We start from the raw sequence: 18,593 nt of genomic DNA, 5'->3' as shown, positions 1-18,593 counted from the left end.
TGCGCACGTCCAGTGCGGCGCATTGTCGTTTTGTCTGACATAAGCCCGCAAATCCGGCTTTTCGCCCTTGCCCGCGCGACGTGTCTGGCTAGGATGCGCGCCGGTCTGACTGCAGCACCGCGTGTCCTTCAGGACGCGCAAAGGACGCAGTAGCAGGTTATGTTTGCGCATGATCCCTTTCCGGAAATCGGTCCGATTTTCGGTCATGCGCTGGGAGAGAACAGATCATGATGCCATCGGCGCATTTTGCCGACCTCAAGGAAGCCTCGGTGCTGATCACCGGCGGCGGCTCTGGAATTGGCGCTGCACTGACCGAGGGTTTTGTGCGCCAGGGCGCCAATGTCGCCTTCATCGACATCGCCGATGGACCAAGCACGGCCCTTGCCGACCGCATCGAAAAAGAGTTCGGTCGCCGGCCGCTCTATCTCAAGACCGACCTGCGCGACGTCGCGGCCCTGCGCGCGTCGGCGGCGAGGGCGGCTGAGGCGCATGGCGATGTCACCGTGCTGATCAACAATGCCGCGTGGGACGAGCGCCACGCCGTCGAAGACGTGACGGTCGAATTCTGGGACAACAACCAGGCGATCAATCTGCGGCCGCACTTCTTCACCGCGCAAGCGGTGGCGCCGGGCATGAAGCGGGCCGGCGGCGGCTCGATCATCAACTTCACCTCGACATCCTACCTCATCAACCACCCCGACATGCCGGCCTACACCGCCGCCAAGGCCGGTATCCTCGGCCTGACCAAGGGGCTGGCCGGCAAGCTCGGCGTGGACGGCATTCGCGTCAATGCCATCGCGCCGGGCTGGGTGATCACCGAGCGGCAGAAGGAGCTCTGGGTGACCGAACAGGCGCTTGCCGCCCACGTCGCCAAGCAGTGCATCAAGCAGGTGATGCAGCCGGACGACATCGTCGGTACCGTGCTGTTCCTGGCCTCGGACGCCTCGCGCATGCTGACCGCGCAGATGCTGATCGTCGATGGAGGTTTTCTGTGAGCCCAGGGTTTGCCGGCAACCCGCCGGCGGTAGCCGCCGTCGACTGGGGCACGACCCGCATGCGGGTCTGGCTGGTCGACAAGGACGGCAAGGTCCTTGCCGAACGCCGTGGCGACGATGGCTTGATCACCGCGCAGCAGAAAGGCTTTTCGACCCTTCTCGAAGGACACCTGGTGGCGATGGGGGCACCCGATGCGCTGCCCGTCATCATCTGCGGCATGGCCGGCTCCCGCCAGGGCTGGCTGGAGGCGCCTTATGTCAGCGTGCCTTCACCGATCGGTGCCATCCTCGGCGGCGCTGCCCGTGTGCCCGGCCAGAGCCGCGACATCCGCATCGTGCCAGGCCTCGCCCAGCGTCTGGCCGATGCCCCCGACGTCATGCGCGGCGAGGAAACGCAGCTTGCCGGCGCCGGCCTGCAGGCCAAGGGACGCCAGCTGGTCTGCATGCCCGGCACCCATTCGAAATGGGTGCTGGTCGAGGACGGCGCCGTTGCCGGCTTCGGCACCTGGCCGACCGGCGAGCTGTTCTCTGTGCTTGCCGCGCATTCCATCCTCAAGCATTCGCTAGGCGAGCATCCCGCTCCCGTCGCTGCGGACAGCCCATTCTTCCGGCAATGGTGCGAACGCGCGCTCGGCGAGGGCGGCGACGTCACGTCGAAGCTGTTTGCCATCCGTGCGGCCGGGCTGCTGCAGGACCTGAAGTCGCAGGATGCGGCAGCCTGCCTGTCCGGGCTTTTGATCGGTGGCGAGATCGCCTCGGCGAAGCGCCGCTATGGCGCTGGCGATGCACCGGTCGTGCTGATCGCTTCAGGCGCGCTCGCCTCGCTCTATTCGGCTGCACTCGACCTTGCAGGGCTTGCCGTCCGCGCCGTCGACGCGGATGAAGCGGTGCGCGCCGGCCTCATCGAAGCCGCGCGCGAAAACGGCATGATCGCCAGAACCGGAGTTGCCCGATGAGCCAGACCGCAGCCTTTCCCAAGCTCGAGCGCGGACTGGTCGCCATCCTGCGCGGCCTCAAGCCGACCGAGGCGGTCGCGATTGGCCAGGCGCTGTTCGACGCCGGCATCGAGGCGATCGAAGTGCCGCTGAATTCGCCCGAGCCTTTTGTCTCGATCGCCAGCATTGTCGAGACACTTCCAGGGACAGCGTTGGTCGGCGCCGGCACGGTGCTGACCGCAGCCGATGTCGATGGCTTGCACAAGGCCGGCGGGCGGCTCCTGGTCAGCCCCAACATCGATGGCGAGGTGATGGCGCGCGCGATGCACCACGGCATGGTCACCATGCCCGGCGTGTTCACGCCGACCGAGGCCTTCCAGGCGATCCGGCTCGGCGCCTCGGCGCTAAAATTCTTCCCGGCGAGCGTGCTCGGCGCGGCAGGCATTTCCGCGATCCGGGCGGTGCTGCCGGCACAGACATTGGTCGGCGCGGTCGGCGGCGTTTCGGAAAAGGACTTTGCCGGCTACAAGGCGGTGGGCGTGACGGTCTTCGGCCTAGGCTCCAGCCTGTTCAAGCCGGGCATGAGCGTCGACGAGGTGGCCGCGCGGGCCCGAGCGGCGGTGACAGCCTGGGATGCTGTGTTCGGAGAAGCATGATGAGCGAAGCGATCGTTTCCGTTTTTTCCGACCATGTCTGCCAGCTCGGCGAAGGACCGAGCTACGATCCCGCCACCGATGCGCTGTTCTGGTTCGACATCGTCAACGGCCAGCTTCTGGAGAAGCAGCTGTCCGGCGGCGCGACCAAGGTCCATGAGCTTGGCCAGATGGCGAGCGCCATCGCCATCATCGACGAGCAGCGCCAGCTGATCGCCACCGAGACCGGGCTCCATGTCCGCGATGTCGCCACCGGCAGACTGACGCTGCACACGCCGGTCGAGGCCGACAATCCGCTCACCCGTTCCAACGATTCCCGCGTCCATCCCTGCGGTGCCCTGTGGACCGGCACGATGGGCAAGAAAGAGGAAAAGGGCGCCGGCTCCATCTACTGGTTCTTCAAGGGCGAGCTGCGCCGCCTGTTTTCGGACATCACCGTCTCGAATTCGATCTGTTTCTCGCAGGATGGCGCGCTCGCCTACTACACCGACACCTCGACCGGGCTGTTGATGCGCGTCGCCTGTGATCCGGCGACCGGCCTGCCTGCCGGCGAACCGAACGTGTTCGTCGATCACCGCTCGTCCAAGGGCTATGTCGACGGATCGGTCGTCGACCGCGACGGCGTGCTGTGGAACGCCGTCTGGGGCGGCAAGGTGGTCAAGGCCTACGCCCCTGACGGCACGTTGCTGCGCTCGGTCGCCATGCCGGTGACGCAGCCATCCTGCCCGGCCTTCGTCGGCAAGAACGCCGATCGGCTGGCGGTCACTTCCGCCTGGTCGGGCAAGGACGAGAAGCAGCGCCAGCTCGACCCGCAGGCGGGCATGACCTTCCTGCTCGACATCCCCGTCAACGGCCGCTTCGAGCCACGCGTCCTGATCGCCTGAACAGACCGGACGACTGGCCTCGATTTCCGGTGCTGTCACGCAGGCGTCCGGCCCGGGTCGGTTTCGCGAAAGCCGTTTGCGTCGGCCGTGCGATGGTGGGTGATCGTAGCGCCGGGAATAGTTCGTTTCATGTCGAGCCACAAGCCAAAACTGATCCTTGTCCATGAGCCGGAGAAGGCATGCTTCGACCGCCTCGTCGCGGAAGGCCATGTGCCGGAGCGCGCCGCCGAGATCGCCTCCTACCTGGCGCAGTCGACCGACCTTGCGCGCGAGTTCGACGCGCTTGCCGCCGCTTGCCTGGCGCGCGGCCTGTCTTTCGCACCCGTCGCGCTCGATGATGCCGCAGCGGCGCTCGCCGGCGAGAATCCCGGCACCACAATGGTCTGGACGCTGACCGACGGCGTCGCCTATTTCCGTGGTGGCGCCGCACCCGCTTTGGCGAGACTGGGCGGCTTCAGGACGATTGGCGCCGACGATGCGCTGTTCGCCCTCTGCCAGGACAAGTTCCGCTCCGGCGCCGTGCTTGGCGCGCTCGGCCTGCCGGTGCCGCAAGCCGGTTTGGCGCGAAACGGGGAATGGCTGGTCGAGCCGCCGGCGTCGCCCGCCGGCTGGTTCGTCAAGCCCAACCGGCTAGGCGCCAAGATCGGCATCTGGCCGGATTCGCGAACCAGTGATCTCGGCCACGCACTGGAGCTCAGCCGCCGGGTGTTTTCGGCCTATCGCGATGATGTCGTCGTCCAGCCTTATGTCGCCGGCCGCAATGTGCGCGCGAGTTTTCTTGGGCTGACACCGGAAGTCGGCGTCGAAGCGCTTGGCATCGCCTTTGTCGATTCCGGCGGCGATTTCCAGACCATGGCGGACAGCCTGGCGCTCTATGGTGAAACCGGCGAAGCGGCGAAGGCGGCGGGACATTATGTCGAACCGGAACTCGTGGCGGTCTCCGACGGCCAGCCAATCGCCGACACCAGGATCCGTACGATCGCCGAGCGGCTGATGAGTGGGCTCGGCTTGCGCGATGTGTTCTCCATCGATCTCAGGGTCGAGGCCGACAACGCCGTCCACCTCATCGAGTTCGAGGTGTGCCCCGGCCTGCCTTGCTTCGATTTCCGGACCTATTGCCGCCAGCAATGGGGCCTGAGCCTTGCCGACGCCATGGCGGAAACCGCCGCCAACCGGCTCTTCTCCTAGACTCCCTCGACCAGCACGATCTCGCCGTCGGCGACCTTCTGGCGGATGGCGACGGCGCGCTGATACTCCGGCGAGTGATAGCAGTCGTGTGCCGCCGCGAGCGACGGAAACTCGATGATGACGTTGCGGGCGCGGCCAGGTCCCTCGGCCTTTTCATGCGCGCCGCCGCGCGCCAGGAATTTCGCGTCGAAGCGGTCGAAGGCGAGTTTCGCGGCGGCGACATAGTCCTTGTAGCCTTCGGCGTCGCGCACATCGACGCGGGCGATCCAGTATCCCTTGGGCATGCTTCTTCTCCGAGTTTGTTCCTGGAAAATCAGGCCGAGCGCATTTCATCGAGAATGGCTTCGGCCGCTTCGCGTCTGTTGGCGGCAGCAACGATCGGCCGGCCGACGACGAGGTGGCTGGAGCCGTTCCGGATCGCTTGTGCCGGCGTCACCACGCGCTTCTGGTCGCCATGGTCGCTGCCCGCGGGCCGTATGCCCGGCGTCACCACCGCCATGTCGGGTCCGGCGATCCGGCGCACCGCTTCCGCTTCTTCGGCCGAGCAGACGATGCCGCCCATGCCGGCGTGCAGCGCCTGTTCCGAGCGCCGCAGCACCAGCGTATGCGGGTCGTATTCATAGCCCGCGTCGATCACGTCCTGCTCGTCCATCGAGGTCAGCACGCTGACGGCAAGCAGGCAAAGGTCGCTGCCTCGCGCTGCTTCCACCGCCGCCCGCATCGCCTTCGGGTAGGCGTGGATGGTCAGCATGGTCATGCCCATCTTGACGATGTTCTCGACGCCCTTGGCCACCGTGTGGTCGATGTCGAGCAGCTTCATGTCGAGGAAGACTTTTGTCCCGCCGCTGGCCAGTTCCCTGGCGAAGTCCAACCCGCCGGCAAAGGCCAGCTGGTAACCGATCTTGTAGAAGGAGACGACGCCGTCGAGCTCGCGCACCGCCTTCTCGGCGTCCTTCACGGTCGGCACGTCGAGGCCGACGATCAGTCTTTCATGCATGGATTGGGGCCGCATGGTTTCGGCGATCACGCCTCGATCCGGGTGGACAGCAGGCGCGAGGTTTCGATCAGCGTGCGGCATAGGTGCTCCATCGATTTGTACAGTCTTTCGTCGCGGAAATTGCCGTCCTCGTCAAAGGCGTTGCCGCCTTCGGGCACCGAGCATTCCGGCGTTACCACCTCCATCTGGCAACGCACCAGCACGGCGCGCAGATGGTTGATGCAGCGGATGCCGGCAAAGTGCCCGTTGGAAGACGAGCAGAGGCCAGCCACCTTGCCGGCAAGCGGCCTCACCGGCCGGCCGCCATCCTTGCGCACCCGGCTCACCCAGTCGATCGTGTTCTTGAGCAGTGGCGGGATGGAGCCGTTATATTCCGGCGTCGCGATCATCACGCCGTCATGGGCGGCAATCAGCCGGCCAAGTTTGATGGCGTTTTCAGGAACGCCCTTTTCCTTTTCGAGGTCCTCATCGAGGATCGGCAGGGGATAGTCGGCAAGCGAGATGCGGGTCACCTCGGCGCCCTGCACGGCAAGCTCCTTTTGCGCCACGTCGGCGGTCCTGCCGCTGTAGGCGCCGCTGCGCACCGAGCCGGCGAAGACGAGGATTTTCGGGATCACTGCCATTGGCCACCCTTGTTCCCGGACAGGTACAGCCAAGGTTCGAGCAAATCAACGCCAACTTCGTCATCCCTGGGCGAAGCAGGAGCGAAGCTCCGTCGCGGAGACCCCTGGAGCAGCTCCAGGGGTCTGCGCCGCGTCGCTACGCTCCTTGCTCCGCCCGTGGATGACGAAGTGATGGGCATTTATGCCAATCGCCAAGGTATTCGGTCAGCGCCAGCGATCCGCGAACGGCTCTGCACCCAGAAACTAATGCGCTTCGCGCCGGTAGATCCAGAGCTGGGTCGGCGGGATGTTGCGGATGACGAAATGGAAATGCTCGACCGTATAGTCGCCGCGGCCGGGCGGGATTGGCGACATCGGGCCATAGGTCAGCTGCACGATCGGCCGGCCGGCCGGGATGCGGTCGAGCAGGCTCTCGATATAGGCGATGCGCTGGGCGACCGGAAAGTTGAGCAGCGGCACGCCGGAAACGACGGAATCGAAGATCATGCCGCTCTTGTCGCCAAGCGTGGCGTCGAGGTTGAAGGCATCGCCCTCGATGACGTTGACGGCCGGATAGAGCCCCCGCAGGTGGCGCACGAAATCCGTGTTGTATTCGACAGCGTAGAGGCTTTCGGGGCGCACGCCCTGGGCCAAGATGGCGCGGGTGATGACGCCGGTGCCGGGACCGACCTCGAGCACCGGCAGGCCGGATTTCGGATCGACGATCGAGGCCATCTTGCGGGCGGTGATCGAACTGGTCGGCACGATCGAGCCGACCGTCTTCGGCTTGTCGATCCAGCCCTTGAAGAATTTGAGCTCGTCGTCGAACTTTTCGGCAAGCGCCTTCCGGAGTCCGGGACCACGTGTCATGCAAGCTCTCCTCAGCGCTCCCCGCAAGCTACTTAGCACCTGGGTGACGCAAGGCAAGGCGCGGCCGTGCCGATGTCGTGGATAAGATAAGTTTCGTCGCGTCCAAAAGGGCGACACGCCATACGGATTCGTGCGTCCTGCCTTGGCGTCCTGCCCTATGCATCAACGCTCGCCGAAGGATTCGAAGAAATCCTTCATGCGGGCGAAAAAGCCGCTCGATTGGGGCGAATTGTCCTGCGAGGAGAGCTGTTCGAACTCTTCCAGCAGTTCGCGCTGGCGGCGGGAAAGACTTTGCGGCGTCTCGACCGCGGTCTGGATGTAGAGGTCGCCGACATTGGGCTGGCGCAGCACCGGCATGCCCTTGCCCTTGAGGCGGAACTGGCGTCCGTTCTGGGTGCCTTCCGGCACCTTCACCTTGGTTTGCGTGCCGTCCAGCGTCGTCACCTCGAAGGAACCGCCGAGGGCAGCCGTCGTCATCGATATCGGCACCTTGCAGTAGAGATCGGCGCCGTCTCGCTGGAAGAACTCATGCGGCTTGACCGCCAGGAAAATATAGAGGTCGCCCGAAGGGCCGCCGCGCAGGCCGGCCTCGCCCTCATTGGCAAGGCGGATGCGGGTGCCGTCCTCGATGCCGGCCGGAATGTTGACCGACAGCGAACGCTCCTCGGTGACGCGGCCCTGGCCTGCGCATTTCGGGCATGGGTCCTTGATGGTCTGGCCGCGTCCCTGGCACTGCGGGCAGGTGCGCTCGATCGAGAAGAAGCCCTGCGTGGCGCGCACCTTGCCGTGGCCGTTGCACATCGAGCAGGTCACCGGCTGGGTTCCGGGCTTGGCGCCGCTGCCCGAGCATTCCGAACACGAGATCGAGGCCGGCACGCGAATCTGCGCGGTCTTTCCCGCGAAGGCTTCCTCCAGCGAGATTTCCATGTTGTAGCGCAGGTCGGCGCCGCGCTCGCGGCCGCCCGACGAGCGGCGCTGGCGTCCGCCCATCATGTCGCCGAAAATGTCCTCGAAGATGTCGGCGAAGCCACCGGCGCCAAAGCCCTGCGCCCCGCCATTCATGCCGCCCTGTTCGAAGGCCGCGTGACCGAAGCGGTCATATGCCGCGCGCTTCTGCGGGTCCTTCAGCGTCTCGTAGGCTTCGTTGATTTCCTTGAACTTGTGCTCGCAGGAATGATCGCCGGGATTGCGATCGGGATGGAACTGCATGGCGAGCTTGCGAAAAGCGCTCTTCAGCTCCTTCTCGTCGGCGCCCTTCTGGACGCCCAGCGTCTCGTAGAAATCAGCTTTCATTTTTTCCCGCTGTCCGGATGCTCAACGTCTTGAAGCATTGTTGCGTCTTCTGCCGGCGCCGCCGTTCCGATTTAGGTGCGATGGAAGCGGGATGCCAGTGTCGACGCGGGTTTGCCCGCATTTTTTCGGCCGGCGCCGCTCTTTTTCTGCAAGGGGTTGCAAAAAAGCCCGGCTTTGCGCCGGGCTTTTCGCTTCACCTGCCGTCAAAAACGGCTCAGGCGGACTTCTTCTTGTCGTCGTCTTCGTCGATTTCCTCGAAATCGGCGTCGACGACGTCACTGTCCTTGGCGGCGTCCGCCTTGGCGTCGGCTTCCGCCGTTTCCTTCTGCGAGGCCTCGTACATGGCCTGGCCGAGCTTCATCGAAGCTTCGGCGAGCACTTGGCTCTTGGCCTCGATCTCGGCCGCGTCATCGCCCTCGGCCGCGGTCTTCAGCGCCGCGATCGCGTCGGCAATCGCCGTGCGGTCGGCTTCCGAGACCTTGTCGCCATATTCCTTCAGCGACTTCTCCGAGGAATGCAGCATCGCTTCGGCCTGGTTGCGGGCCTCGACCAGCGCACGCCGCTTCTTGTCGCTCTCGGCATTGGCTTCGGCGTCCTTGACCATCTTCTCGATATCGGCGTCCGAAAGGCCACCCGATGCCTGGATGCGGATCTGGTGCTCCTTGCCGGTGCCCTTGTCCTTGGCCGAGACGTTGACGATGCCGTTGGCGTCGATGTCGAAGGTGACCTCGATCTGCGGTACGCCGCGCGGGGCCGGCGGGATGCCGACCAGGTCGAACTGGCCGAGCGCCTTGTTGTCGGCGGCCATCTCGCGCTCACCCTGGAAGACCCGGATGGTCACGGCCGACTGCGAATCCTCGGCCGTCGAGAACACCTGGCTCTTCTTGGTCGGGATGGTCGTGTTGCGCTCGATCAGCCGCGTGAACACGCCGCCCAGCGTCTCGATGCCGAGCGACAGCGGCGTCACGTCGAGCAGAAGCACGTCCTTGACGTCGCCCTGCAGCACGCCGGCCTGAATGGCGGCGCCGAGTGCGACGACCTCATCCGGGTTGACGCCCTTGTGGGGCTCCTTGCCGAAGAACTGCTTCACGATCTCCTGGATCTTGGGCATGCGGGTCATGCCGCCGACCAGGACGACCTCGTCGATCTCGCCGGCCTTCAGGCCGGCATCCTTGAGCGCCGCCTTGCAGGGGTCGATGGTGCGCTGGACGAGATCCTCGACCAGGCTTTCGAACTTGGCGCGGGTCAGCTTCAGCGTCAGGTGCTTGGGCCCGGTCGCGTCGGCGGTGATGAAGGGCAGGTTGATCTCAGTCTGCGTCGTCGACGACAGCTCGATCTTGGCCTTTTCAGCCGCCTCCTTGAGGCGCTGCAGGGCAAGCTTGTCGTTCTTCAGGTCGATGCCCTGTTCCTTCTTGAACTCGGCCGCCAGATATTCGACCAGGCGCATGTCGAAATCCTCGCCGCCGAGGAAGGTGTCGCCATTGGTCGACTTCACCTCGAACACGCCGTCGCCGATCTCGAGCACCGAAATGTCGAACGTGCCGCCGCCAAGGTCATAGACGGCGATGGTCTTGCCGTCCTTCTTGTCGAGGCCGTAGGCAAGCGCTGCCGCGGTCGGCTCGTTGATGATGCGCAGCACTTCGAGGCCGGCGATCTTGCCGGCGTCCTTGGTCGCCTGGCGCTGGGCGTCGTTGAAATAGGCCGGAACGGTGATGACCGCCTTCTCGACCTTCTCGCCGAGATAGGCTTCCGCCGTTTCCTTCATCTTCTGCAGGATCATGGCCGAGATCTGGCTGGGCGACTGCTTCTTGCCGCCGGCTTCGACCCAGGCATCGCCATTGTCGCCCTTGACGATCTTGTAGGGGACAAGCTTCTTGTCCTTCTCCGTCACCGGATCGTCATAGCGGCGGCCGATCAGGCGCTTGACCGCGAAGATGGTGTTTTCAGGATTGGTGACCGCCTGGCGCTTGGCCGGCTGGCCGACCAGACGTTCGCCGTCGCCACTGATGGCGACGATGGAAGGCGTCGTGCGCGCGCCTTCCGCATTCTCGATCACCTTCGGTTCCTTGCCATCCATGATGGCGATACAGGAGTTGGTGGTGCCTAGATCGATACCGATTACTTTTGCCATTTTTCTAGTCTCTCCGCTAAGCAGGCTCTCAGGACCCGTACAGGCGTTCCGATGAAAGCCCCTGTTCACAAGAAATTCCGTTCCGGCTACCGGCATTCCGGCGTCGAACGGCTTGGCGCGTATATAAGAACAGGCAGTGCTGCGCGCAAGCATTCTGCGCAAGGCTTCCACCATCCTTGCTGGCTGGCGGGAAACGGCCTAACTATGCATCATGCATAGGATTGTCGCCGGCGGAATGTGGTGATGACCAGGGATCTGGAAAAGCTGCGCCTGGAAAACATCCTTGGCGCCATGAGCCTCGCTCTCGTCGACAAGATGGAGAAGGCGTTCGGCACGGAGACCGGTCTCGGCCCGAGCGCCGTCGCCGCGGTAATCCAGATCGGCTCGAATCCCGGCCTGTCGATCGAGACTCTCCGGCGCTTCATCGCCTTGACGCATTCCGCCACCGTCAGGCTGGTCGATCATCTGGTCGAACAAGGGCTGGTGCTGCGTGGCGAAGGGGTCGAGGGCGACCGCAGGTCGAAGGCGCTGCGCCTCACCGACAAGGGCGATGATGTCTTCCGGCGCAACCTGGCGGCACGGCGCGGTGTTATCGAGCGCGCCGTTGGCGCACTCGATTCCGAAGAAACGCGCAGCCTGGGCCAGCTGGTCGAAAAACTTCTGCCGGCGCTGGTCGACATGGGCGACGACCAGAATGTCGTCTGCCGGGTCTGCGACGAAGCCGCCTGCGTGCGGGAGCGCTGCCCGATCAGCCACATGAGCTGACCCGGCGGGCAGCTTTCATCACGGCAGGCTTCACCACCGCAATCGCGCCCGCTCGGCGCGGTCCGCTCGACCGTTGCCCGGAACACCGTGCCGGAGCCTGATCGGTGAACCTTTCCACCTCCGCCAGCGACTGACATCCAGGTGCCGCATGGTGCGGCCCGGAAAGGAAGCCCCCATGACCAGCAACCCAGAGGCTCTGCGGTCTCCGGGAACAACAGGAGCTCGGCGCGACCACCGTTTCAGGGACGGGGTCGATGCGCTGGGCTTTCCGCTGATTCCGTTGACCCTGCGTAAGAGCAGGCGTATCGTGACTATGAGGAAAGCAGACAATTCGATCAGGGAAGAACGAGCCGGACCGCCGCGCCCTGCCCTGATTTGCGCGGCAAAACCGGACGTTTCTCCCGTGGCTAACGGGGGTAGCTTCATGTCTCGCGTCCGCGGCACGTTCGTGTCTTCTCTTGACCATGGGCCGAGCCGCGCCGGGCGGGCGGGTGGAGGCCTGCTGGCGCTGGCACTCACCGCCGGCCTTTGGCTGGGCGGCACCGCCCAGGCGCAGGAGACCCAGATCATCTATCCCGGCTCGATGGCGGTGACCGGGTTCTCCGGCACCATCATTCCCAATTTCGACGAGGGCCTGCCGCCCAGCGTCGATCCCGTCGACGAGACCTTCATCGACACCACGCGCGCCACCTTGCGCGTCTTCGACGTTTCGCACCTTGGCGGGCCGGCCGCCGGCCAGCTCGTCTTCACGCCGCCGCCCTTCGAGGTGACGGCCGGCCAGATCGGCCAGGTGTTCGGCGTCACCTATGATGACGGCGTGCGCGACGGCATCCCGTCCGGCATTCCCAACCTCTATGCCGGCGCCACCTCGCTGCACGGCATCCGCATCGTGACGCCCGACGCCGACAATGACGGAAGGCCGGAGCGCCAGCGCCGCGGCACATCGGGCGCCGCCTTCATGGACGGCCAGTTCGGTACCGAAAACGGTGGCGGGCCGGGCACCATCTGGAAGATCGACGGCATCACCGGCCAGGTCTCCAAATTCGCCGACATCGACACCAACAGCGGTCCCGGCATCGGCAATCTCACCTTCGACGCCACCCATCGCCAGTTCTTCGCCTCCGACCTCGACACCGGCCTGATGCACCGCATCGACGCCAACGGCGAGCTGATCGACAGCTTCGACCATGGCGTTGCCGGGCGCCCGGCGCATGGGCTGGCTCCGGTCGCCGACGACGGCGCGGTGATGGACATCCACGGCGCTGCCTTCGACAGCGAAGACCCCGACAGCTGGGGCTACACGCAGGACGAACGCCGCGTCTGGGCGGTCTCCTATCATGGCGGCCGGGTCTACTATTCGGTCGGCGAGAAGTCGGAAATCTGGTCGGTGGGCATTGCCCGCGACGGCACCTTTGCCGGCGACCCGCGCTGGGAACTGACGGTCAAGGCCGACAAGGACTACGCCGTCACCGACATCGCCTTCGACAACAGCGGCTTCATGTACCTGGCCCAGCGCGGGCCGGTCGAGAACCGCTACGACTACAGCCAGTTCGCCGATTCCGGCAAGGGCGAGGTCATCCGCTACTGGCGTGAGAACCCGGACGATCCGGCGACGGAATCGGTCTGGGTGGAAGTGCCGCAGGAATATGCCGTCGGCTTCCCGCAAGGCAACCGGCAGTCGGCCGGCGGCCTCGACCTGCAATATGGCTATGATGCGGAGGGCAATCTCGACACCTCGGTCTGCACCCAGACGCTGGTCAACACCGGCGACAAGCTGCGCGACAATCCGGCCCTTGCCGAACAGCTCGCCGCCGGCGGGCCGCTCGCCGTGCATGGCGTGCAGATCACGCCCAGGGAGCTGGTCAAGCCGGCCAACGTGCCGCCCTTCGGTTCCTGGTTCGTCGACTTCGACGGCTATTTCGAGGACCCCGAGGTCGAGGGCCATGTCGGCGACGTCGCCGTCTGGCGCCCTTGCGAGGGCCGCGCCGGCTACTATGAGGAAATCCCGGGCGGCTACCTGCCCCCCTTCTATCCGCCGGACTTCCCACCGCCCGGCAATCGGCCTCCCTGTCTCGATGTCGAGGATATCAGGTATTTCTGCACGCCTTCCGGCCTCGAGGCCGATCTCTATCTCCATGACCATGCCGGCTTCGGCGGCGATTCGATCAAGGCCCAGTCCAGGACGCCAGGCGTCGGGGTGACCACCCCGCAGTCGCATGCGCCCGGCAAGCCCTACACGATCGGCATCACCGGCCATTATCCTGGCGACACAGTCGATGTCGGGCTCTGCTTCTACAGGAAGTCCGACAAGGACAAGGGTGGCTACTACCCTTGCTGCAAGATGACTTTGCCGCTCAGAACCCCAGCCGTCAGCTGCGAACGTTGAGGAGGGAAAGATGAACATTCTTGCCCTGTCCCCACTCGCGACGAACACTCGAGAAACCGTCATGGAGACGATCATGAAACCCCTGTCATATGCCAGGCGCGGCGCGCACTGGCTGATGGCGGCCGGTATCGCGGTCGCCATGCTAACCCCGGTGCAAGTCTTCGCGGAAGACGCCGCCCCGATCACCCCGGAGCTGAAGCTCGACCTCGATAATTCGCGCGTCGTCAATCCGAGGCCCGACCGGATCGTGCCTTTCTTCACCAAGAAAGGCACTCAAAGAGACTGCGACTACGTCGTCTATTCGCTGAGCTTCGGCTTGCGCGGCGATCCGCAGGGCTTTGCCGACCCAGGCCTCGCGGCCAGGCTTAACAAGCTCAAGCTCGACTTCAAGGACCAGCTCCCGCACGGCCTTGAGATCGTCAACGTCAATGTGGCCGGCGACGGCACGGATTCGTCCGGCGGACCTCTACCGGGTGCAACGATCAGCACCTCGGCGAATCCCAACGATACGGCTGACGTTTCGGATTTCCGGATTTCCGCCTCCGATCTCGACGGCGTCGGCGCTCCGAACGAGCGCGTCATCACCTTCCAGATCACCGCCAAGATCGACCACGCGGCATTTCCCTCGCCGACCATCGTCGACAACCAGGGTATGATCAAGGTGACCGCCGGACCGGGCACCGGGACCATCATCCCGTCGCAGGATCCGGGCAAGCCCGACGACGGTGACTTCAAGACCGGTGAAAAGACCTCGATCAAGATCGACGTCACCAAGTGCAACCCGCCGCCACCACCTCCCGGCAAGGAATGCTTCAAGGTGGAACGCGGCACGGTTGATTGCGTGCCCGGTGGCGGCGCCTTCATCTACCACATGCCGGTCGGCCCGGAGATGGGCGGCAAGTGGGTGCAGGTTTCAACGACGACACCCGGCATCACCATCATCCCCGACACGCAGCTGGTGCCGGCGGGCGGCGGTGTGCTCAACTGGAAGATCGTCGGTGCGTCGCCCGGCGACGTCATCCATCTCATCGTCACCGGCATCGAAACCTATGCCGGGCCGAAGGAAGGCTGGGGCCTGTGCTGCACGCAGACCATCGACATCGTCATCCCGCGCGACCAGAGATGTCCGCCCAAGGACAAGGAACCGGACCTCAAGGTCGAGAAACGCGCCGATGTTCCGCGCTGCACGATGGCCGGCGGCTGCGACTTCACCATCAGGGTCACCAATGTCGGCACCGCGCCCTACAACGGCAAGATCGTGCTCAACGAGGTGACGCTGCCGGCCGGCTCGACGCTGAGTTCAGGGCCCAATCCGCCCTGGGTCTGCGTGCCCGGCACCACCCCGATGACGTGCACCTACCCGGTGACCACGCTCAATCCGGGCGCCTTTGTCGACCTTGAGCTCGGCTTCAAGCCGGCTGGGGGCTGGCAAGGCGGTGCTTTGCGCAACTGCGCCGCCTACAACTATGCGGCCAGTGGCAAGCCACTGTTCGGCAGCCAGTCGAACGACCGCGGCTGCGCCTCGATCCCGATCTGCCGGCGTGGCGACCGGGACCGCGACTGCCAGCCGCCGGTTGAAAAGAAGGTTGACCTGATCCTGAAAAAGCGGGCCCGCATCCCGGTCTGCACGGCCGATGGCATCTGCTACTTCGTGATCGACGTCATCAACAACGGCAGCGCCACCTACAATGGGCCTCTGACGGTCATCGACAGCTATCCCGGCGGCGCACCGGCCTCCTCGACCTTCGGGCCGAGCCCGCCCTGGACATGCGGACCGAATGGCCCCGGCCAGTTCCGCTGCGACAACGCAGGCATCTCGCTGCCCGCGGGTGCCTCGACGCCGATCTTCGTCAAGGCGGTCATGCCGGCTGGCTATCAGTCGGACTCGGTGGAGAACTGCGCGGTAGTAAAGCCGATCCCCGGTGAAACCGACCTCACCAACAACAAGGCCTGCGCCAAGGAACGCTTCCGTCATCCCAATGGCGGCAAGCCGACCCTGCGCATCACCAAGGTCTGCAACGGTTCGCTCGCCGGTGCCGCGGTCGTCTCTTGCCGCATCACCGTCAGCAGCCTTGGCACCGCTGCCCCTACCGGTCCGGTGCGGGTTAACGACGCCGCCACATTGGTGGCGGGCGGCGCGCCCGCCCAGATCCAGACCGTCACCCCCGACGGTGCGGAATGGGCTTGCGGACCGGTTCCGGCCAATGCGCTGTCGTGCCAGATTCCCGGTGCCGTCATGACACCCGGAACCAGCCGCCACTTCGACGTGACGGTTTCGGCGAATGGCGAGTTCGAGAACTGCGCGCGCGGCTCCTATGGGCCGGCGCCGGGCGACGATGTCGTCTATCCGATCGGCCAGGCCTGCGCCAAGGGCGGCGGTCCTTCGACCATCCGCGTCGAAAAGACCGGCGACCGCGAATGCCGGCTCGGCCAACCCTGCTCGTTCGACATCACCATCACCAACGATGGGACGGGCCCCTTCTCCGGTCCGGTTCGCATCGGTGATGCGATCGGCGTGGAGGGTCTCGGCAGGCTGGACGGCGTTGCGATCACCTCGATCGACCCGCCCTTCGGCTGCTCGCCGGAGCCGGCAACCTTGCCGGCGTCCTGCATAGCCAACCTGTCGCTTGGCGCGGGCGAAAGCCAGTCGCACCACGTGACGGTGGTTATCCCCGACGATGGCCGCCTGGCCAATCTGCAGGGCGGCGTCAGTGGCCAGAACTGCGTTGGCGTCCTGTCTCCCGACACACGGGTGCAAGGCGGCGGCGACGTGCTGGGCGGCGACCAGACCAACGTGCAGGGTGATCGCGGCAAGGCCTATGCCTGCCATCCCTTCACCATCACGCATGAGGCCAGGAAGGAATGTTCGGCGGGCTTCGTCATGAACGACGCCGGCCGCTGCGTCTGCCCGGAAGGCACCACCTTCCGCAATGGCCAGTGCACTGGCGGCGGCACCAACGTTCTGCCAACGCCGCCGCCGCCGAAGCGCTGCGTGCTGCTCGAAGGCCAGATCCGCACCGAGGACGGACGCTGCGTCTGCCCGCGCGGCACGGGACTGGAGAACGGGAAGTGCGTCAGGACCGACAAGCCCGAGCAGTGCACCATCCGCGGTCAGGTCCATGATGCCTATGGCGATTGTGTCTGCCCGCAAGGGACCGAGGTGCGCAATGGGGCCTGCCGCCCGGTGCGGCCGAAGCCCGAGCAGTGCACCATCCGTGGCCAGGTCCACGACGCCAACGGCGATTGCGTCTGTCCGCAAGGGACCGAGGTGCGCAACGGGGCCTGCCGTCCGGTCCGGCCGAAGCCTGACCAGTGCACCATCCGTGGCCAGGTCCATGACGCCAACGGCGATTGCGTCTGTCCGCAAGGGACCGAGGTGCGCAACGGCGCCTGCCGCCCGGTGCGGCCGAAGCCCGAGCAGTGCACCATCCGTGGTCAGGTCCACGACGCCAACGGCGATTGCGTCTGCCCGAGGGGCACCGAGGTGCAAGGCAACGCCTGCCGGCGCAAGCAGCCGACGCAGGAGCAGTGCGACATCCGCGGCCAGGTCCACAACAAGCGCGGCGAGTGTGTCTGTCCGCGTGGGACGCAGGTGATCGACGGTGCCTGCCGCAAGCCGCAGGTGGAATGCGCACCGGGCTCGCAGATGATCAATGGCCAGTGCCAGCCGATCATCAAACGGCGTTGCCCGGTGGGCACGGTCGGGCGGTATCCGAACTGCGTGCCGATCCGCAGGCAGCCGGGCGTGGAGATCAACCCGAACCTGCTGAACCCGAATATCCTGCAGCTTCTGCCGCGGCGCAGGCCGCCAGTCGAGCAGGATCCGGCGACCCTGCAGAACTTCAAGCCGTAATCGGGCCCAGTCAGACATCGCGAACCCGCCGGAGCAATCCGGCGGGTTCATTTTTTGGATCCCCGAGGACGCTGCGGCGCCACGCGGGTATGTGCGGTCACTGCAAGCTGCGCACTCGACAAGTCACCTGGAGCGCATTAGGCAGTCGATTCGGAGCGGCCACAGGGAAGACCGCTCGGAAAGGCCGCAGCATGAGCAAGAAGACCTTGATCGCACCGTCGGTGCTGGCATCGGACTTTTCCAGGCTTGGCGACGAGGTCGAGGCGGTGGTGGCGGCCGGCGCCGACTGGGTCCATCTCGATGTGATGGACGGACATTTCGTGCCCAACATCACTTTTGGTCCGCCGGTGATCAAGGCGATCCGCAACCGCACCAAGGCCTTCTTCGACTGCCATTTGATGATCGCGCCGGCCGATCCCTATCTGGCCGCCTTCGCCGAGGCCGGCTGCGACGGCATGACGGTGCATGCCGAGGCCGGGCCACATCTCGACCGCTCGCTGCAGACGATCAGGAACCTTGGCAAGAAGGCAGGTGTGTCGCTCAATCCGGCAACGCCGGAAAGCGCGGTCGAATATGTGCTCGACCGGCTCGACCTGATCCTGATCATGACCGTCAATCCGGGCTTCGGCGGCCAGGCCTTCATTCCGGGGATCGTCGACAAGGTGAAGCGGGTCAAGGCGCTGATCGGCGGCAGGCCGATCCGCATCGAGATCGACGGCGGCGTTTCGGCCGAAACCGCGCCGCTGGTCACCGCCGCCGGTGCAGACGTGCTGGTGGCCGGCGCCGCCATCTTCAAGGGCGGCAGCGTCGAAGCCTACCGGCAAAACATTCAGGCGATCCGGACGGCAGCCGACAACGCAGCCGGCTAAACGCACGGCGCCCATCCCGGTTCAATTTCGACATGACGGCCAGCAATTCTGGTGTCGGGCTCGTGAGGTCGGATGCTCCACGGCATCGGGTCTGGAGGAGGCGCGGCCTCATTCGGTTCTAGAGCCTGTTCCATCCCGATGGAATCGGGATGGGGCTCTATCTCTTTGTTTG

At 65.2% G+C, this 18,593-nt stretch carries 15 protein-coding genes; 9 read left to right on the top strand and 6 right to left on the bottom strand.

What is annotated here, in order from left to right:
- Window positions 1-227 precede the first annotated feature (227 nt).
- The 5 genes from NR193_RS29280 to NR193_RS29260 all read left to right on the top strand — a co-directional run bounded on the left by NR193_RS29280 (window position 228) and on the right by NR193_RS29260 (window position 4,655).
- Window positions 228-995, top strand: coding sequence for an SDR family NAD(P)-dependent oxidoreductase (locus NR193_RS29280; protein ID WP_091576199.1), 768 nt, complete (start codon window positions 228-230; stop codon window positions 993-995).
- The gene (locus tag NR193_RS29275; protein ID WP_256754175.1) at window positions 992-1,951 is read left to right on the top strand and encodes a 2-dehydro-3-deoxygalactonokinase; all 960 of its coding nucleotides are present in this window, start codon (window positions 992-994) and stop codon (window positions 1,949-1,951) included. The genes NR193_RS29280 and NR193_RS29275 overlap by 4 nt, the downstream gene beginning before the upstream one ends.
- On the top strand, window positions 1,948-2,586 hold the full coding sequence (locus tag NR193_RS29270; RefSeq protein ID WP_256754174.1) for a 2-dehydro-3-deoxy-6-phosphogalactonate aldolase: 639 nt from the start codon (window positions 1,948-1,950) through the stop codon (window positions 2,584-2,586). Before NR193_RS29275 ends, NR193_RS29270 begins: the two co-directional genes overlap by 4 nt.
- Complete coding sequence (locus NR193_RS29265; protein WP_256754173.1) at window positions 2,586-3,467, top strand: SMP-30/gluconolactonase/LRE family protein; 882 nt, start codon at window positions 2,586-2,588, stop codon at window positions 3,465-3,467. Before NR193_RS29270 ends, NR193_RS29265 begins: the two co-directional genes overlap by 1 nt.
- Before the next feature lie 129 nt (window positions 3,468-3,596).
- Window positions 3,597-4,655 carry a D-alanine:D-lactate ligase-like protein gene (locus NR193_RS29260; RefSeq protein WP_256754172.1) on the top strand — a complete coding sequence of 353 codons (1,059 nt, stop codon included), beginning with the start codon at window positions 3,597-3,599 and terminating at the stop codon, window positions 4,653-4,655.
- On the opposite strand, the gene NR193_RS29255 is transcribed toward NR193_RS29260, so the two are convergent.
- From NR193_RS29255 to dnaK, 6 genes are all read right to left on the bottom strand, one after another.
- Complete coding sequence (locus NR193_RS29255; RefSeq protein ID WP_256754171.1) at window positions 4,652-4,939, bottom strand: DUF1330 domain-containing protein; 288 nt, start codon at window positions 4,937-4,939, stop codon at window positions 4,652-4,654. The two genes, NR193_RS29260 and NR193_RS29255, sit on opposite strands and share 4 nt — an antisense overlap.
- Before the next feature lie 29 nt (window positions 4,940-4,968).
- Window positions 4,969-5,667 carry an orotidine-5'-phosphate decarboxylase gene (gene pyrF, locus NR193_RS29250; RefSeq protein WP_306280651.1) on the bottom strand — a complete coding sequence of 233 codons (699 nt, stop codon included), beginning with the start codon at window positions 5,665-5,667 and terminating at the stop codon, window positions 4,969-4,971.
- Between the two features lie 11 nt (window positions 5,668-5,678).
- Window positions 5,679-6,275: an NADPH-dependent FMN reductase gene (locus NR193_RS29245; RefSeq protein ID WP_256754169.1), complete on the bottom strand. Its 597-nt coding sequence runs from the start codon at window positions 6,273-6,275 to the stop codon at window positions 5,679-5,681.
- Between the two features lie 243 nt (window positions 6,276-6,518).
- Complete coding sequence (pmtA, locus tag NR193_RS29240; RefSeq protein ID WP_256754168.1) at window positions 6,519-7,124, bottom strand: phospholipid N-methyltransferase PmtA; 606 nt, start codon at window positions 7,122-7,124, stop codon at window positions 6,519-6,521.
- 162 nt (window positions 7,125-7,286) lie between these two features.
- Complete coding sequence (gene dnaJ, locus NR193_RS29235; protein WP_256754167.1) at window positions 7,287-8,417, bottom strand: molecular chaperone DnaJ; 1,131 nt, start codon at window positions 8,415-8,417, stop codon at window positions 7,287-7,289.
- A gap of 214 nt (window positions 8,418-8,631) precedes the next feature.
- The gene (gene dnaK, locus NR193_RS29230; protein ID WP_091575780.1) at window positions 8,632-10,548 is read right to left on the bottom strand and encodes a molecular chaperone DnaK; all 1,917 of its coding nucleotides are present in this window, start codon (window positions 10,546-10,548) and stop codon (window positions 8,632-8,634) included.
- Between the two features lie 243 nt (window positions 10,549-10,791).
- Between dnaK and NR193_RS29225 the strand changes: the two genes are divergently transcribed.
- From NR193_RS29225 to rpe, 4 genes are all read left to right on the top strand, one after another.
- Entirely contained in the window at window positions 10,792-11,313 is a 522-nt protein-coding gene (locus NR193_RS29225) for a MarR family winged helix-turn-helix transcriptional regulator (protein ID WP_256754166.1), read from the top strand.
- A gap of 148 nt (window positions 11,314-11,461) precedes the next feature.
- Entirely contained in the window at window positions 11,462-13,699 is a 2,238-nt protein-coding gene (locus NR193_RS29220; protein WP_256754165.1) for a hypothetical protein, read from the top strand.
- A 10-nt stretch (window positions 13,700-13,709) separates the two neighbouring features.
- Complete coding sequence (locus NR193_RS29215; RefSeq protein ID WP_256754164.1) at window positions 13,710-17,552, top strand: DUF11 domain-containing protein; 3,843 nt, start codon at window positions 13,710-13,712, stop codon at window positions 17,550-17,552.
- Window positions 17,553-17,743: 191 nt separating this feature from the next.
- Window positions 17,744-18,421 carry a ribulose-phosphate 3-epimerase gene (gene rpe / locus NR193_RS29210; protein WP_256754163.1) on the top strand — a complete coding sequence of 226 codons (678 nt, stop codon included), beginning with the start codon at window positions 17,744-17,746 and terminating at the stop codon, window positions 18,419-18,421.
- The last annotated feature ends 172 nt before the right edge of the window (window positions 18,422-18,593 follow it).

This window comes from Mesorhizobium sp. Mes31, from assembly GCF_024519675.1.
Classification (GTDB): Bacteria; Pseudomonadota; Alphaproteobacteria; order Rhizobiales; family Rhizobiaceae; genus Mesorhizobium.
Note: the sequence above shows the minus strand (reverse complement) of the source record. Positions and strands in the feature narration are given on the sequence as shown.

Bases quoted from the DNA above. Each gene is read 5' to 3' on its own strand.
- pyrF (WP_306280651.1), bottom strand. From the start codon at position 5,667: ATGCGGCCCCAATCCATGCATGAAAGACTGATCGTCGGCCTCGACGTG.
- dnaK (WP_091575780.1), bottom strand. From the start codon at position 10,548: ATGGCAAAAGTAATCGGTATCGATCTAGGCACCACCAACTCCTGTATC.
- NR193_RS29270 (WP_256754174.1), top strand. From the start codon at position 1,948: ATGAGCCAGACCGCAGCCTTTCCCAAGCTCGAGCGCGGACTGGTCGCC.
- NR193_RS29260 (WP_256754172.1), top strand. From the start codon at position 3,597: ATGTCGAGCCACAAGCCAAAACTGATCCTTGTCCATGAGCCGGAGAAG.
- rpe (WP_256754163.1), top strand. From the start codon at position 17,744: ATGAGCAAGAAGACCTTGATCGCACCGTCGGTGCTGGCATCGGACTTT.
- NR193_RS29225 (WP_256754166.1), top strand. From the start codon at position 10,792: ATGACCAGGGATCTGGAAAAGCTGCGCCTGGAAAACATCCTTGGCGCC.
- NR193_RS29215 (WP_256754164.1), top strand. From the start codon at position 13,710: ATGAACATTCTTGCCCTGTCCCCACTCGCGACGAACACTCGAGAAACC.
- NR193_RS29245 (WP_256754169.1), bottom strand. From the start codon at position 6,275: ATGGCAGTGATCCCGAAAATCCTCGTCTTCGCCGGCTCGGTGCGCAGC.
- NR193_RS29265 (WP_256754173.1), top strand. From the start codon at position 2,586: ATGAGCGAAGCGATCGTTTCCGTTTTTTCCGACCATGTCTGCCAGCTC.
- NR193_RS29255 (WP_256754171.1), bottom strand. From the start codon at position 4,939: ATGCCCAAGGGATACTGGATCGCCCGCGTCGATGTGCGCGACGCCGAA.
- dnaJ (WP_256754167.1), bottom strand. From the start codon at position 8,417: ATGAAAGCTGATTTCTACGAGACGCTGGGCGTCCAGAAGGGCGCCGAC.
- NR193_RS29220 (WP_256754165.1), top strand. From the start codon at position 11,462: ATGGTGCGGCCCGGAAAGGAAGCCCCCATGACCAGCAACCCAGAGGCT.
- NR193_RS29280 (WP_091576199.1), top strand. From the start codon at position 228: ATGATGCCATCGGCGCATTTTGCCGACCTCAAGGAAGCCTCGGTGCTG.
- pmtA (WP_256754168.1), bottom strand. From the start codon at position 7,124: ATGACACGTGGTCCCGGACTCCGGAAGGCGCTTGCCGAAAAGTTCGAC.